Here is a 16,388-nt window from a genome sequence, read left to right as displayed (position 1 = left end):
TCGTGATCAGGCTCCGCATGCGATGCCCTCCAAAAGCCTCGCAGAAGCCCAATTCCCAAACCGGCGCTACATCAAATCCTCAAATGCGATTCCTCTGAATCAAGGAAGCAATCGAGGCTGGTATGGCCCGCTGCAAGCTCATGGCGACCTTGGGCTGCCTTCCGCTGGCAGACGTCATTCTACCCTACGCTGGCGAGCCCATTGTGGATTGCGCGCCTTGGGCCACAGGCGAGCTCATGGTCCGCTACCTTGCGCAAGACAAAAACGGCCCCATGCTGCCCATGTGACGGGCAGGCCCTGAAAAGCAGCGAATGTCATCCTCGTCGTCGAGGACGATGGCGTCGTACGCTTGTACGCCGTCGAGACAGTCGAAGGCGCAGAATTCGCCATGGTCAAGGCGCACCGTGCGGACGTGGTTTGGTCGGTCCTGCATCGGCGGTCAGAAATTGGCATGCCTTCCTGCGTGAGCTCTGCGACGCCCTCTCAGAACGCGGCGTCCGGGCAAGATCATCGCCCAACGACGCGCGCCGCCGGGATCGACGACCGGGTAGAGGCTATCCTCGTGGCAGTACTTGCCCGGCGCGCTCGCACGACCGACCGTCAGCGCGTTAAGTTTGTTAACCGTCCGAGCCATGTGTCCGCCCAGCCCCCAGCATGTGCGGGGGTTTCAGGTGGGATTGAGCGAAACCGCGTCGATCGCCTCATCCAGAAAAGCGGAGTGATTACAAAGGCTAAAAGTCTGGGGAAGCTGCCTCGGACAGGCTAATTGGCGGAGAGGGGGGGACTCTCCCGCACCATCCAAATAAACCAGTTATCACAATAGCTTAGACGTCTCACCAGGAAATCGTGTGTACCACCCAAATGCACCAAAACACGCCTTGCTGCAAGGATTGTTTAGGCCATTCACACGGGGGGAGGATGGCGGTTTGGGCCGACCGATATCCCCGCCATCACCAAGGGCGTGTCTTCCGGGGACCAACAGCACGTCCGAGGGCGCTATCGATGGTGGGGGGACGCTGCCAGGCCGCCATCGAATGGCCCCCATAGTTAAACTGCCCTGGAAAGTGCATCGATGGCCGATGATGGGAAATGGACACCTTCGAGCGTGGGGTTCACGTCCTTTCGTTCCATCCCGCCACATCATGGCGACTTATGGTTTGCTTCCGCCCTTCAGCAACGGGCGGTAACTTCGGGTGCCCCGCCATCCGTCGTCGCTTCAGCGGAAATGCGAAGGGCTGTGCTCTCCTCACGCCTGTCATGGAGAAGGCGAGAGCAGGGAATGTGACAGAGAAGGATAATGCCCTGATCTGAGGATCCACGCCCGGTTCAGCCGGTATCTACCTTCCGGCATCCTCCCACCAACCCAATCCACCAAACTTGGCGAAGAGCCACTTTTAACGGGGCAGGCCAGCGAGCAATGTCTGAAGTGTCGAATCCATCCTGGCCGCATGGCCCTTCCGCTCCAACCGAGTCTCGCGGCGGTCTGGGACCGACTGAGGCGGTTCGACGAGCCTCGGGCGCAGATACCGCCTTGGTGTGATCGTGCGACATGGAATAGAGTGCCGCGAAGAGAACGAAGCAAGCCGAAGTTCGGAAGGCTGCGAGGCGGAGCAGTACCTGCGTGGCCGGGAAAAATCGGATCGCAACGCCATGGCTGATCCTGTGCGGAACATTGACGGCATTGGGCGTTGCAGACGGGATCACGACGCTCGCCGTGGCGCAGCTCGGCGGTCCCGCCCAGGCTCGCACTGCTCAATCCGACCTGCGTGCGCTGGGTTTCGAGCCCGGCGTCATCGATGGTCAATGGGGGCGCCAGTCGCTGGAGGCTCTTCGGCGGTTCCAACGTCACGAGGGCCTTGCTGAAACCGGGCGCACCAATCCTGAGACGGTCGCACGGCTCAGGGACAGAAGGCAGTCCCTCGTGGCGGCAGACCCTTCAGCGATCCAAACGGCATCGACCCCGATGCCCAGGTTCGTCTCCAATACGATTAGCGCATCCACGGCTCCGGTGCTCATACCCGTGATCTTCGTGCCGGTAGCCTATCCGAATGCTCGGCCCGGCTTTCCTTCGTCGCACCCTGTATGGATATCCCCGGCCGGCAGCGAGGAGCGACCGAAGCCCGTCATCCCCGTAGATTCCTCACGGTCGCCCGGCCAGCAACCAGCATCCGCAAGCACAGTCGTACCGGCTCCCGAAATTTCAACCGACGTACGGGCTGTCGCGGTCGCCGGCACCGACGACGTCGCGGTCGTCCCACCCATGGGAAGTTCGCCGTTGCCCTGGATCGCAGCCTCGGTCCTTGGAGGCATCCTGGCGGTGTGGGGCCTGCTGCGTAGGCGGCGGAAGCAACCGGATGATGCCACGCCTGGCGCTACCTCGAACGCCGCTTATGAAACGGTGCCGAACAGCGTCGAAGGCCCGGGCAGGCTCCTCCAGGCCACCTCCCCCATCGGCTCACCCCTCCCGACACCGGCCCTCCCTGAACCTCCGCGGGCCCCCGCCACGGCGAGGGCCCTACCCGATCCTCCGGTGCCAGTCGTAACCACCGAGGGCGTTCCGGTGCAGGGTGCAACTCCCGTTGCCCGGATCACGTTCGGAACACGGACGACCGCCTTACGGATCCCGGCGAGCGATCCCCCGACGTTCCCCGCGGCAGTAGGCGGCGCCAGGCCAGCAAACATTCCCCGCTCGCCCGAGCCAAAGGCCGTCCTATCCCCGTATCGGCTGGCGGGCGACCGCGTGTGGGTCCCTGCGGGCGCAAAGGCGACCGTGGCCGGCTTCAGCCTTCCGGGGCTCGTCTATGTCGGCCGGGTACTACCGCGCATGGATGGTTACGGGCGCAACGATAATTGCCTGATCGATCCGGGAATGACCGTAGCCAAGAGCAACGGCGACACCAGCGGCCAGCACATGGATTACTGGCCGGCCTACGAGAGCATGCGCCCCTCGTCCCGACGCGCGTTCCTCGAATGGCTGTCGGGCAGCCGCTCGGACCCAAGCGCGCACATCGGATATGTCTTCGTCCACCTCTACGGCCTGGAACGGCGAGGTGTGTTGGAGAGGTCCCAGGAGGATCGGCCTGCCATCCGGGCGGAGGTCGAACGGCTGCTTTCGGTCTACGGTCACCACGGCTCGTTCCACCGCTACGCGACGGACCTCCTGTCAGCCCTCGAAATCCTCGACCTCACGCCGGGGCAGGATCCGGCCCCGGTCTTCGTCCCGAGTGGCGGTGATGTCTCCCCCTCGGTCCGCCTAGCGGTCGGGTCCCGCATCCGGGACGGCCGGCCGATCGAAGCCGATTGGCTTCTGGCATGGACCATGTCGCATCCGGAGACACGGGTCCGCACTCCGGCACGTCGCGCCTTCGATCATCTCAGAACAGAGTTCGCCGCGGAGTTCGCCCAGCGCCACCCGTCGGGCGGCTTGCTCCTGAAGGCCCGCAAAGGCAAAGGCGCATCCATCCCCTATCGGGCCGCAAGCGGGAGCTTCACCGTCGGTCTGGAGCCAGACGGCGTGGAAACACTGCCGGACCTGTCGCGGTATCCCGAGGCACTCACGGCCGGACGCGAGTTGTTGGAGATCTGCACCAACAGGCTGGATGCTTACAGCAGGCGTCTCGGGAAGGCTTCCGCGACGGCGAGCGCCACGACGCTCCAGGCTTTCGCCCTGCTACCGCCGGCTCGGCGCGAGGAGGCGTTGGAACCGACCGCCGCCGAGGATCTGGCTTGGGTCAGGATGCACGCCGCGTCCGGCACATCCGTCCCATACATGGAATTGAGCCAACGGGTTCTCGGGCAGCCGGGTGAAAAGCCGACACCGACGAAATTGCGGGATCTCGCGGACACTCTCTGCCGCTTCGGAGTGGGAATGATACCGGACCCACGCTTCCCCGCGCGTCTACCGGCATCCCTGACCGTCATGCCGTTCCGGTTGGACGCCCCGTGCGAGACTGTCGCTGTCCCATCAGACGCCTATAGGGCAGCGTTCCTGGCCCTTTCGGTGGGCATGTTGGTGGCCAAGGCGGATGGCGAAGTCTCCGACGACGAGCGCGCCGTTCTGCGCGAGATGGCTTCCGCATCGCCTGGCCTCAGCATCGATGAACGTCACCGTCTCGCCGCTGACGCGACTTGGTTGGAGGTTAACCCGGCGGAACTCCCGTCGCTGCGTACCCGCCTCGCCGAACTCGGCGTCGAGCACAGGCAGAGCATCGGCGCTAGCCTGGTTCGTGTGGCTTCCAGCGACGGTAGCCATCATCGAGCCGAGATTTCCCTGCTCGAAAAGGCTTTCCGTCACATGGGTCTCGACCAACGCCAGCTATACGCGGCGCTGCACCAGGCAGGACCGGATCCCGAGGCATCTAAGGAGACTCCCGCGGGTGGGTACGACTTGGTCCGCGTCACGCTCGGCGCCGATCACGAGAGGACTTACGCCATCCCCGGCGCGCCGCTCGTCAAAAGCGTTCCGCTCGCGCAAGAATCGCCCGTCCAGGGTCGCGTGACGGTCGGATCGGCGGGGCGGGTCGACAGCGACCTCCTGGCGGCTATCCGCGCCGAGACAGTGGCGGTGAGTTCAGTCCTCTCCAGCGTCTTCGAGCTTGACGCGGATCCCGTGACGCCGGACGGCGAAGCCGCCACGGGCGTCGATGCACAGGACAAGGGGACGGATGCGGAAGACGTCCTCGCCGGCCTGGACCTGCGACACGCCCAGCTCCTCCGCGAGCTCGTCGTGCGGTCCGATTGGCCCCGAACGGAATTCGATCGCCTGGCGCGTGAGTTCGGCCTCCTGCCAGGCGCCGCCATGGAAAACCTGAACGATTGGGCTTTCGACCGCTTCGAGGACGCCCTCGTCGAGGAGGGCGACCCCGTCCACATCAACCTACACCTGATCCCGGAACCGCTGTTGGAAGCCGTATGACCACCGTCGGAACGAAGTCGCCGCCATCCATCAAGCCCCGAGATAGGGACACCGTCATCAATGCCCTGCGAGCCGGTGTTGTCCCGCGCCTCGGCCTCCAGCACATCCAGGTCGGTCGGAGACGCGAGATCGAGGCCTTGATCGCCGATGTCACCCGCGTCGCCGACGGCGGTGCCGCGATGCGTTTCGTCGTCGGGGAATACGGGGCGGGCAAGACCTTCTTCCTGTTCCTGGTGCGGCAGCTCGCACTCGCCAAGAACCTCGTCGTGCTGCAGGCCGACCTGGCGCCGGACCGCCGTCTCCACGCGACGGGAGGTCAGGCGCGCCTGCTCTACGCGGAACTCGCGCGAAATCTCGCTACCCGCACCGCGCCGGACGGGGGCGCCCTCCGCAACGTCCTAGAACGCTTCGTCGCCCAGGCCATGGAGGACGGCAAACGGGAAGGTCGGGGCACCGAGGCCCAGATCCGGACCCGCCTCGTCGACCTGCAGGAACAGGTCGGGGGGTACGACTTCGCCACGGTCGTGGCGGCCTACGCGACGGCGCACGAGGATGGCGACGAGACCAAGCAGGCGAACGCCCTGCGTTGGCTTCGCGCCGAGTACACCACGAAGACCGAGGCGCGCCAGGACCTCGGGGTGCGCAGCATCATCGACGACGCGAACTTCTACGACTGTTTGAAACTGCTTGCGCGGTTTGTGCGCCTCGCCGGCTACGGAGGGTTGCTCGTCTGCCTCGACGAGTTGGTCAACCTCTACAAGCTCCAGAGCGCCCAGGCGCGTAACCAGAACTACGAGCAGATCCTACGCATCCTCAACGACGTCCTGCAGGGCACGGTAGAGGGGCTGGGACTGGTGCTTGGCGGAACGCCCGAGTTCATGCTGGATACGCGACGCGGCCTGTATTCCTACGAGGCGCTTCAATCCCGCCTCGCCGGCAACAGCTTCGCCACCGACGGACTCGTCGACCTCTCGGGACCCGTGGTCCGGCTCCAGAACCTGACACCCGAGGAGATGTTCGTACTGCTGGAACGCCTCAGGACTGTCTTCGCTGGCGGGAACCCCACACGCCATCTCGTGCCGGACGAGGCCTTGCACGCCTTCCTCGATCACTGCCGGGCCCGGGTGGGCGACGCGTACTTCCGGACGCCACGCAACACGGTGAAGGCCTTCGTGGACCTTCTCGCCGTACTCGAACAGAATCCCGGGACGGACTGGCGCGAGCGGTTGGGCGTCCTGGACGTGGCCGCGGATCGCGGCGGCGTCGATGAGATGGCGGTCGCGGGCGGCACCGATGGTGACGGTGGGCCCCGAAACGCGGACGACGAACTTACCCAGTTGCGCCTGTGAGTGGCACGGGGCCGGCGGTCTCCGAGGACGGTGCCTCGCGGGCGTTCGAACTGCTCGCCGAGCCGGTCCGTCGCTGGATCTGGCAGCAGGGGTGGTCCGAGCTGCGGGACGTGCAGGAGCAGGCCATTCCCGCCATCCTGGCCGGTGGCGACGTGATCCTCGCGGCGCGCACCGCCGCGGGGAAGACGGAGGCCGCCTTCCTGCCGCTGCTCTCGCGGATTCTTCCGAAACTGGACGGTGGGCGGCCCGGCTTCACCGTCCTCTATGTCAGCCCCCTCAAGGCCCTCATCAACGATCAGTTCAGACGCCTTGAGAGCCTCCTCGAAGCCTGCGACCTACCACTCCACCGCTGGCACGGCGATGTCTCGGCGGAGGCCAAGCGAAAGGCCCGGGAGCGCCCGCAAGGCGTGGTGCTCATCACACCGGAGTCGCTGGAGGCGACGCTCGTACGACGCGGTGCCGACGCGGGACGCCTGTTCGGAAGCCTCGATGCCGTCGTGATCGACGAGCTGCATGCGTTCATCGGGACGGAGCGGGGCCGCCAGCTCCAATCCATCCTCTCCCGCATCGAGGCCGGGACGGGACGGGATCGGATCGACCGGATCGGGCTGTCCGCGACGCTCGGCGACATGCATCTCGCCCGTGAGGCGCTGCGTCCTGGCGATGCCACCTCGGTCGAACTCGTCGAGAGCACGGAAGGAGGCGCCGACCTTCTGCTGCAGATCCGCGGCTACGAACGCCCGTCTCGCCCGGAAACCCCGCAGGGTCTACTTCCACCGCCGTCGAGCGCCGGACCCGTGGCAGACCGGAGCAAAATCTCCCTCATGTCGGTTCGCGAAGCGGACGCCGACCCGGGGCCGTCGATCGCGGTCGAGGCCGTCGCCCGTCACCTGTTCGAGGTGCTGCGCGGCCGAAGAAACCTGTTGTTCGCGGGCTCTCGGCAGAACGTGGAGGTCTACACCGATCGGCTGCGCCTACTCTCCGAGGAGGCGCGACTTCCGAACGAGTTCTTCGCCCATCACGGCAACCTTGCCCGAGCCGAACGAGAGGCGGTCGAGACCCGCCTGCGGGAGGACGGCCGTCCGACAACGGCGGTGGCGACGACGACGCTCGAACTCGGCATCGACATCGGCGACGTCGAGAGCGTGGCGCAGATCGGTCCCGGGTGGTCGGTATCCTCGCTACGCCAGCGGTTGGGACGGTCCGGCCGACGGAAGGGAAAACCGTCGATCCTGCGGGTCTACGTCCCGGAGATCGCTTTCGGCCCGACACTCCATCCCGCCGATCGCCTCAGGCTCAATCTCATGCAGGCCGTGGCGATGGTCGAGCTCCTGCTCCGGCGATGGTGCGAGCCGCCGCGGGTGGAGGGTCTCCACCTCTCCACCCTCATCCACCAGACGCTCGCGCTGATCGCCCAGACCGGTGGCCTCCGTCCGGATACGGCCTGGCAGGTGCTCTGCCAGCGCGGCCCCTTCCGGAACATCGATCGGGCGTCGTTCGTCAAAGTGCTGCGGGCCATCGCACGACCGGAGGCGGCATTGATCGAGATGTCGCCGGATGGCCTATTGATGCTCGGCCGCGTCGGCGAACGCCTCGTCGCCGGATACGAGTTCTACGCCGTGTTCCAGACCCCCGAGGAATACCGGGTGGTGGTCGTGGGTGGGAAGCCCCTCGGCACGATGCCGTTGAACGCGACGCTCGCCCCTGGTCAAACGATCATCTTCAACGGGCGTCGTTGGCGCCTCGAAACCATCGACGCACGCGCCAAGGTCCTCCTGGTGAGACCGACGACCGCCGCGCTGCCGCCACGGTTCGGCGGCGAAGGAGCCGGCGTCCATGACGAGGTCGTGGCCGTGATGCGGCAATGCCTGGCAGGGACGCACACCCCGACATTCCTCGATCCGGGGGCCCGTGCGCTCCTCGAACAGGCTAGGGGCGCGTTCCAAGGCTATGGCCTGGATGGAACGTCCATTGTCACGGTCGGGCGGGACTGCTTGATCTTTCCCTGGGTCGGGGGCCCGAAACTGGAGACGCTCGCGCTCGCGCTGCTGATGCGGCATTTCCAGGCGTCGCCGACCTGGCACATGATCGAGGTGAAGGATTGCTCGGCCGAGAATCTGCGGGCGGTCTTATCGGAGATGGCGAGTTCGCCACCTCCCGACGGCGAGGAACTTGCGTTGGCTGCAACGAAGCAGCTGCGTGAGAAGTATGATCAGTACCTTACCGAGCCCCTGCTTGCGAAAGTCGTGGCAGTCGAGCGCTTGGAGGCGCATGCAATCCCAGCCATCGCGCGATCGATTTTCGAACCGTTGTGAATGATCGTAACGAACGTGTCGGCCTCGGCTGACCGTCTCAGCCACAGCCGGGGCAACGGCGCCCCGAGCTGAATCCCTTGCGGCGGTCGTTCATGCGGAATTCGGTCTCCCGGACATATCAGTCGATCTAGACGCTTGATGCCGCCGCCCATTCCGCGATGCGAGCGGTCTGACGATCCGGGGCCTTGATCTGATCGTGGGATGCAAGATCCAAGCATTTGATGGAGCGGGTTCGACCCGAAGCGGCCTGCATTGGCGGATCGTGCCTTGCAGATGGCCTCATAGGGTGTCGACCTACATCGAGTGGATGGCGGGCCTGGGCCTGGGCTCGAATGCGCGATACTGGGAACCCATGAGCACGAACCGATCCCTCTGGGGTAACCTGGCAGGCCCCCCCGTCCGATACTCCCCCATGGTGAGTGGGGAACAAGGAAATACGTTTCGCGGCTGGATCAAGCTCCGCCTGTGCCACTCCCGCGGCCGGTCCTATCTTCTACCGGACATCCTCATAGGCTTCGGAGGTACACGTTTTTTCGTCCCGAGCTTCTTCGGGCCACCGTGCCTTACCTTCAACATACCGGTTGGATCCGGCTCAGGCGATCGGATCCACGAGGCGAAACTCAGCCTGGATGTCGCGGCGCCACGGGGCGAGACCGCAACGCGCCTGCAGGTAACCTTCCGGTCGGACGAGCATGTGCGGTCCTATGAGGATGGAGCGCAGCTTTATCGCTGCACCTACACCGGCCCGGCAGACACGCGCCTCGCGCCGCTCGTCTCCGGACGATGCGCTCGCCTCCCGGAAGGCGATTTCGCCATCGAGGTGTTTCACCACACCGTCGAACCGACGGTGGAAAAGATCCTGGCCAGCGGCGAGCTGTGGTCCGGTCCGTATAACATTGCTGGCACGGCCGAGCTCGACAACGTCTCACACATCTATTTCACGACGTTGCCGAAGATCATCGACGAAGCCGACCTGCGCCGGATCGCGATGAGCTCCGGTGGCCAGATCGCGTTCCAGACCACGTCGGACAGGCCACGCGAGGACGCATTGGACCTTCCGGTCTATCGCAGCTTCACGGCCGACCGTACCGCCACATTGCCGTTTCAGGTGCCATGCGAGATCGTGGCCCCCGCCCACCTCCTCTTCCATCCCTATGTGCCCCCGAATCCCGCATATTATGAGATCGTCGGGTCCGAGATCGTCCGGGTGGCGATGAGCCCGGGCGCGACGCTGAAGTTCGTCGACCTGAGCATCTCGCCCATACAATCCGCCCTGAAGCGGTTCGACTACATCGTGGAGGGTGACGCCTCCACGGTCGCGGGGCTGGAAGCACCGATGCGTGAGGACGGAACCACGCAGGTGGCCCACCTCGAAAGGCTCGATCAGGGACTGGACCTGTTCGACTTCTGGCGTAGGCATCAGAACAGCGACCAGCATTCCGGCCGGTCATTCGAGGAGAGGCGGATCCGGCCAAGGGCCTGATGTCCGCCGCGAGACATGAGCAGACCAACCTTTCCGGGGGCTGATTTGACGGCCGGGCCACGCCTTCGGTCGGTTCCGGTGAGGGCTGGAAGAATCGAACGCCGGGTTGTCGGTCGAAACGCCCTAATCCCTGGATACTTGCCCGACGAACTTCTCAAGGAGCATCCTTCACCTGCCGCACCATCCAATCCAGCGCTGAGATCAGCTTGGCCGACCCGTCCAGGTCGGCGGCGACCCGCGCCAATGGCACTGCCGCCCAACCGGTCAGCGATGTTTCCTTGAGGTCCGTGCCGTCGACCCTAGCAAAACGCCGCAGCAACTCGCGTCGCAGCTCCATGTCGCCGAACACAGGCTTGCCTTCCAACGACTTGAACTGGAGCCAGATCTTGCCCTCCGTCGAAAGATACGCCGGGTTGATCGCCACGCCCTGAGGCTTCAGGAGTGGGTACGCCGATCCATTTTCGCGACCGGTGCCGAAGACGATCGGAAGGCCGGTGCCCTTCATCCAATCCATCACCGCAGCTGCGACCGAGCATACCTCCGGAGGGAACTTGTCCTCGAAGGCTGCCATCAGGCGCTCCTCGGTCCAGCGGCTTCCCCTGACCGCCTGCTTGCGGCCGACTGCTTCCCGGGTTTGCCCGAATACGACGGGCACGATGGTTCGAAGTCCCTGACCGGCGAACTGTCGAAGCTCCAGGGCCAGCACCTCGGCCGGGCTCATCTGCTCGTTCAGGAACTCAACGATGCGGCGCAACTCCGAGGGAACGTGGTCGGCCACGAACATCAGCCTCAGCTTACCCGCACGGATGTTCGTGTCCACGGCAGTCCAGAACCATTCGGATGTCACTTCGGGGCCGAGGAACTCGGCGAGCACCGCGTCGCCCTCCGTTCCTGCCTGGCTGCAAGCGGCCTCGAAGGCCGATGCGATTCTCTCCGCACTCCAGAAGGACTGAAAGTTTGCGGCATAGTCGAGCATCTGACCGACTACCTCGCGACGTAAGCGGCTGTCCGTCTGCCGCTTGACCTCCACGAGGGTCGGTACTCCGTCTTGATCCAGGAAGAGGTGGTCAACGGACCAGCGAGCAGTCTCCTGCTCGTGACCGATGGAAAGCTCCGGCTTTACCAGAATAAAGCGCCTCGGGTTTTCAGGGTCGATCTGGTCGCCGACCAGCAAGGATGGAAACCTTGATAGCAATCTCTGGAAGTCGACCTCGGCTTCAAACTGCGCCGGCAGCATGGGGACGAGCGCTTCGTCGCCCTTCAATACGAACACCCCAGATTGTGACATGATCGGTCCTTATCCCGGAAAGCCGGAGACCTTTCTAGGTCCAAGGTTCTTTCCCATGCCCGGAGGTAGGAAAGCCAGGGCTCTCCAAGCCGATCCCTGTCCTATCCCGTCCAGTCTCTGGCATCTCGCCGAAATCCACTGGGAGCACCGGGGGACGAGCCAATCGCGCCCAGCCGGGTACCGGCATCCGCATCGGGCGAGCAAGAACCATCCTGACGGTTCAGGATGGACGAGAGGAGGACGGGCCATCACCTAAGTCGTCCGCTCCGGCGTAGTGGTAACCATCGATGTACGCACCAACCGTGGTCGGCTCGCCGTCGTCGTCCTGGATCTCGTGGTTCCAATGTTTGCGGAGCAGCTTGACCGCATGGAGGGGATTCTCAAACGGATCCGTCAGGCGTACGCCGAGCGCCGCGCTCACTCTTCGGTAGATCAGCGAGACGCTCCTCCGCTTCATGTCTTCCATGCGAAGCTGCCGCGCGAAGCTCTCGACAAAGGCGTTCCAAGCGCGTGTGTCGACGCGGAAACGCGGTACGTCGATGATCTCGACGCCGTCGATGAACCGGGTTCGGAATTCTTCGTCGGCGGCTCGCGTCAAATCATAATCGACCCGCTGCTCGAACAGCCTTCCATACCGCTCCAAGTCGACCCGGCCTCCGTTCGAGGACAGATAGGTTTTCGCGTCCGGGCCCAACGCGGTCCAAAGGCCTTCGATACGGTCCAGGTATCGTGCCCGGGTTCGATTGCGTCGTGAGGGGTCCTTAAGCCCATTCAGCAGGGCGAGGGTACGGGCCCGTCCTACGTGGCCGGCCTTCCGAAATTGATGCTTGCGTTCGGCGTGGCAGGCCGCGGAGCACCAATCGCCCAGATGGGTCAGGGCGAAGTAGCGGCTGCGCCAATGCCCGTGACCCTCCGTACCGCCGTCGAGGAGCCCCCCGGTCCGTAGGTACGGTATGCCGAGCCGTCGGGTCCGCTGCGTCTCGAAGCCGAGGTCGAGCACGGTCTGTTCCAACGTCCCGGGCGGAAGATCCGAGTGCAGGTTTATGTGCACGCGCAGGAAGGACGGATCGGGACGGAAAGCCGCAGCCAGGCGGCCCCTCTGCAGCCAAAGGTCGAAGTTGCCGGCCTTTGTCGTTGCGTCCTTGACCACGATGGTCGGCAGCCGCACGACGATGCCGTCCGCCAGCGCGACATCCCGCACCCCTTCGACCCTGGCGTCCCCATCCGCGATGGACGCCACCGCATCCCGTACGGCTCGCGTCCACTGCAGAATAGGTCGATGGTGGACGGCGGTCAGCCGGGCTCTGCACATCAACTCGGCGTTGATATCGCCTTCGAAAGCCTGTCGCGTCGCATTTCCGGAGCCGTAGACGAGGGAGTGCGCGCTCCTCCCGCCGGGCGTTTCCCATTCGACGTGGAACACCTTCGCATGCATGAGGCCCGTCGCGCCGCCAAGCGCCACCTGGATCTGCTGGCCCTTGGAGCGCAGCGCCTGGATCATCCTTATGTCCTCTGGGCGGCAGCCATCGTCGATGACGACGGTCAACATTCCCGGGGCCAGATCCCTGACGAGGCGCCGAAAGAACTTGCCCTCGACGTAGGGCGTCACGACAAGCACCGATCTCGCCCTCCAGTCCGGTCGGGCAAGCAGGTCGTAATGATCCACGGCTGCTTTCCCCTATCTCCGGAACGCCGAAGTTGTTCTCCCTGCGCAACGCCCCATAACTCGCATATGGCCAGCATTAGATGAGACGGAATTACCACGTACCCAGCCGATGGGGCCCATTGCGTCGATTGCGCAGCCTTGCGGATGGAAGTTACCGCGCCCCTCGTCTCACGGTAGGCCTATCGAGTTCGTGAGGCATGCAAGCTACCTTCAGGCGGCTAGGTTCGAGTACGGCATGGCGCCGTGCTACATGCGAGATTGCAACCTTGCGGTGATGCTACGTTGGAAATCCTCATCCATGGCAGCTATCGATGCCAAGGCCCGGGACGTCCTCAAGCGGCTTGCCGACGCAACGGACCAACTTCCAACGGACGTTCCCGGCATAGTTCACATTGGCTTCGAGGCCGTTGACGGGGATGACGTCGAGCGAATCCGCTACGGAAAGATCCTCGCAGGCACGGGAAAATTCGATCCCGAGGGGAAGCCCCTTGAGGACGTATACTGCCACTATCTTGTGCCAGGGAGTCCGCCCATGGAAGCCTGGGCTTTCGACGAGACAGTGCAATGGCAATGCATCAGTGGATCGAGCCCCCGGCCGTTGCTCCCAGGATTTCTGGTATTGCCTCACGAGGCGGGCAGCCGTTGGGGCACGCACTGGGAACCGTGAGTTACCTCGTCAGCTCAGGGCTGACTCCCTGCCCATCCTGCCCGCACCTACCGGGTTTCAGCTCAACGGTCGGGATGCTTACGTCAGGCGCGACGAAGTGGTTGAGGACGCAGGCATTGAACGCCCTTGATAACCCTGTCTCGGCACTGTTCACGAACGCCTAAATCCGGCAGCGTCATCAGTTCGAGAGGCACCGCCGCGGGTGATTTCCAGCAGTCGTTGTCTAGGAACATGTCGGAAGGCGGCGTCCGACGAGTTCGGCGGGAGATGGCGAGAGGGCACGCTCGCGCCAAGTCGGTCCCGTGCGTGGCCGTGTGTGGATAGGCATGGCTTATAAGGCAAGAGAGCGAAAACCACCGGTCCTGGCTCTCAATGCCATCCGTCTTCTCACCCCGAGCGTCCCACTGCCAGCTGCACTGGTCCCCTATGACCGTGACACGCTCCACGCTCTGCTGGACAGAGAGGACCAAGACGTTTTCGCAATCCGGCACGGTGCCACGGACATGGTGGTCGTTCCGTTGGTGTCCGGCGCCGTTCTCCCCGGGGAGCGCCAGGGTCTCCCGGCCCACGAGAACCTTTCACTGGTTTCCGCCCTGGCCCGCGAGACGGTGTTCCGGCTCTTGGCCGGCATGGGCGAGCAAGGCTACCGGGTGACGCGCCGGCGGCCGCCAACGGTCGAAGCCGCCAAGCATGCGAACGTGATCCCGCCGGGGCTGGGCCTTCCGGATTGGCTCAAGAAGCGCGTCGTACTCGAATTCCAGACACGCGTCCTGCATCCGCGCAATGCCGCCCCCTACGTGGTCCTGACCTGCTCGAAACGATTACGAACGACAATCGCGGCAACCTGCGCCGATCTGCAGGATCTGGGGGTACCCTTGCTAGGGTCCGCCGTCACCACTTACGCGGACGATCCAGATCCGAAGGTCTCCGGACGTCTGAGGTATGCGGGGCGGATCGTCGCCGTCGACCCCGGCGTCCTCACGCTCGATGAGCACGGCGAAGGGGCGCAGGCTGTCGCGGCCGGGGATCTCTTCCTCGAACCGACGCGGTCAAACTTCAACAAGGTCGTCGAGGCGCTCACCCAGGGACGGTCGGAGCGCATCCTCAGGGACATTCAGGCCGCCGAGGCGGAATGGCATGCCGGAGGCAAGACCCTCGACACGGTTCAGTCGAGCCTCACTTGGCTATCCAGGAAGAGCCTCGAACTCGCCGATGGCGTGCCATTGGAGTTCGACGGGCTCATGGACCAATCGATGTCGCGGCGCTTCCCGCGCACCGAGAGCATCTGGAAGCCGAAATTATCCTTCGACCCGAGCATCGCGCCCGAAACAAGCCTGACATGGGCGCAGAAAGGCCTTGACCAGGTCGGGCCATACGACCGCCAGTCGTTCGTTAAGAAGAGGTTGAGCATCGCCGTGATCTGCGAGGCGGAGAACCGGCACCGGACGGAAGTGGCAGTCGACCACCTTTTGCGCGGGCTCCCCGATGTGAGGAGTGGCGGTACGAACCCGCTTGCGCCGCATGGGACGGGTCTTCTCGGGCGATTCCGGTTGGCCGAGCCGGCGGTCAGTTTCTTCGAGGTCCCGGACGATAGCGCCAAGGCCTACGTCGCGGGTGTCCGACAGGCCGTCTCCGCCGCGTCGGCGCGAGACGAGCGATGGGATCTCGCGATTGTCCAGGTGCGGCGGTCCTGGCAGGAGCGCCCCTACGACGACAGCCCATACTGGTCGAGCAAGGCTGCGTTCCTGAAGCAGGAGACGCCGGTTCAAGCCCTGTTCCTGGATCTCGCCGCACTGGAGGACCTCGGGTACGCCATGGCCATGGCGAACATGAGCCTCGCCATCTATGCCAAGCTCGGCGGCGCACCGTGGCTGCTGCCGGTCCGGTCCGCCACGGACCATGAACTCGTCTTCGGCCTCGGATCCCATACTACCAAGGAAGGTCGACGTGGCGCCGGCGAACGTATGGTCGGCATCGCGACGATGTTCTCCGGGCAGGGTCACTACTACCTCGACAGCCGCACGGCGGCCGTGCCTTTCGCAGAGTATCCCGCGGCACTGAGGGCCACTATTGTCGATGCGGTCGGCCGCATCAGGCACGAGGAGGGCTGGCGGGAGGACGATGCGGTCCGCCTCGTTTTCCACGCCTTCATCCAACTTCGGCGCGAGGCCGTGGAGGCCGTCGCCGCGGCGGTCGCGGACCTGGGCTTGAAGCGGGCGACATTCGCGTTCCTCCATGTCGTCGAGGACAGCGCCTTCGTTACATTCGACCGCGCGGTCACCTCGGGAAGGGGCGCCTATGGCCCCGAACGGGGACAGGCGGTTGAGTTGGGCGACCGGGAGTGGCTTCTCACCCTGACCGGCCGGGACCAGCTCAGGAATGAGATGCATGGATTGCCGGATCCGGTGCTGTTGCGCCTGCACGATCTCTCGACCTATCGGGATATGCCCACGCTCGCCCGTCAGGTGTCCGATTTCGCCAACCATTCCTGGAGGACGTTCGGCCCGGCCCGGCTGCCCATCACCCTCGGGTACGCGAACGAGATAGCCAGGCAGTTGGCGGGTCTCGAACGCACGCCGAACTGGGATGTCGACGCAATGGAAGGCAGCCGCGTCATGAGGCGACCGTGGTTCCTGTGACAGAGGGCCCATCCGTCGCGGCGATACTAGCCGGGCTCACAGCCGGCTCTATCCTCGAAGCCGACG

Annotated in this window: 7 protein-coding genes; 5 read left to right on the top strand and 2 right to left on the bottom strand. The window is 64.6% G+C overall.

Annotation, left to right across the window (positions count from 1 at the left end; translation table 11 throughout):
* Positions 1-1,621: 1,621 nt before the first annotated feature.
* The 4 genes from ACFQ4G_RS19155 (at position 1,622) to ACFQ4G_RS19140 (ending at position 10,062) form a co-directional block, all read left to right on the top strand.
* Complete coding sequence (locus ACFQ4G_RS19155; RefSeq protein WP_379040857.1) at positions 1,622-4,915, top strand: TerB N-terminal domain-containing protein; 3,294 nt, start codon at positions 1,622-1,624, stop codon at positions 4,913-4,915.
* Complete coding sequence (locus ACFQ4G_RS19150) at positions 4,912-6,264, top strand: ATP-binding protein (protein ID WP_238209300.1); 1,353 nt, start codon at positions 4,912-4,914, stop codon at positions 6,262-6,264. Before ACFQ4G_RS19155 ends, ACFQ4G_RS19150 begins: the two co-directional genes overlap by 4 nt.
* Positions 6,261-8,579, top strand: coding sequence for a DEAD/DEAH box helicase (locus ACFQ4G_RS19145; protein WP_238209301.1), 2,319 nt, complete (start codon positions 6,261-6,263; stop codon positions 8,577-8,579). The genes ACFQ4G_RS19150 and ACFQ4G_RS19145 overlap by 4 nt, the downstream gene beginning before the upstream one ends.
* A gap of 412 nt (positions 8,580-8,991) precedes the next feature.
* Entirely contained in the window at positions 8,992-10,062 is a 1,071-nt protein-coding gene (locus tag ACFQ4G_RS19140; protein WP_238209302.1) for a hypothetical protein, read from the top strand.
* Positions 10,063-10,216: 154 nt separating this feature from the next.
* On the opposite strand, the gene ACFQ4G_RS19135 is transcribed toward ACFQ4G_RS19140, so the two are convergent.
* Both ACFQ4G_RS19135 and ACFQ4G_RS19130 read right to left on the bottom strand, forming a co-directional pair.
* A complete protein-coding gene (locus ACFQ4G_RS19135) occupies positions 10,217-11,350 on the bottom strand; it encodes a hypothetical protein (RefSeq protein WP_238209303.1) in 1,134 nt (377 codons plus the stop codon).
* Positions 11,351-11,570: 220 nt separating this feature from the next.
* Entirely contained in the window at positions 11,571-13,016 is a 1,446-nt protein-coding gene (locus ACFQ4G_RS19130) for a hypothetical protein (protein WP_379040854.1), read from the bottom strand.
* Between the two features lie 1,170 nt (positions 13,017-14,186).
* Between ACFQ4G_RS19130 and ACFQ4G_RS19125 the strand changes: the two genes are divergently transcribed.
* Complete coding sequence (locus ACFQ4G_RS19125) at positions 14,187-16,322, top strand: hypothetical protein (RefSeq protein WP_238209258.1); 2,136 nt, start codon at positions 14,187-14,189, stop codon at positions 16,320-16,322.
* Positions 16,323-16,388 lie beyond the last annotated feature (66 nt).

The organism is Methylobacterium marchantiae (assembly GCF_042679825.1).
Taxonomy (GTDB): Bacteria; Pseudomonadota; Alphaproteobacteria; order Rhizobiales; family Beijerinckiaceae; genus Methylobacterium; species Methylobacterium marchantiae.
This window is presented reverse-complemented; position numbering and strand designations above follow the sequence as displayed.

Excerpts from the sequence above, each read along its gene's own strand:
- ACFQ4G_RS19135 (WP_238209303.1), bottom strand. The coding sequence starts at position 11,350 with ATGTCACAATCTGGGGTGTTCGTATTGAAGGGCGACGAAGCGCTCGTC.
- ACFQ4G_RS19125 (WP_238209258.1), top strand. The coding sequence starts at position 14,187 with ATGGTGGTCGTTCCGTTGGTGTCCGGCGCCGTTCTCCCCGGGGAGCGC.
- ACFQ4G_RS19150 (WP_238209300.1), top strand. The coding sequence starts at position 4,912 with ATGACCACCGTCGGAACGAAGTCGCCGCCATCCATCAAGCCCCGAGAT.
- ACFQ4G_RS19140 (WP_238209302.1), top strand. The coding sequence starts at position 8,992 with ATGGTGAGTGGGGAACAAGGAAATACGTTTCGCGGCTGGATCAAGCTC.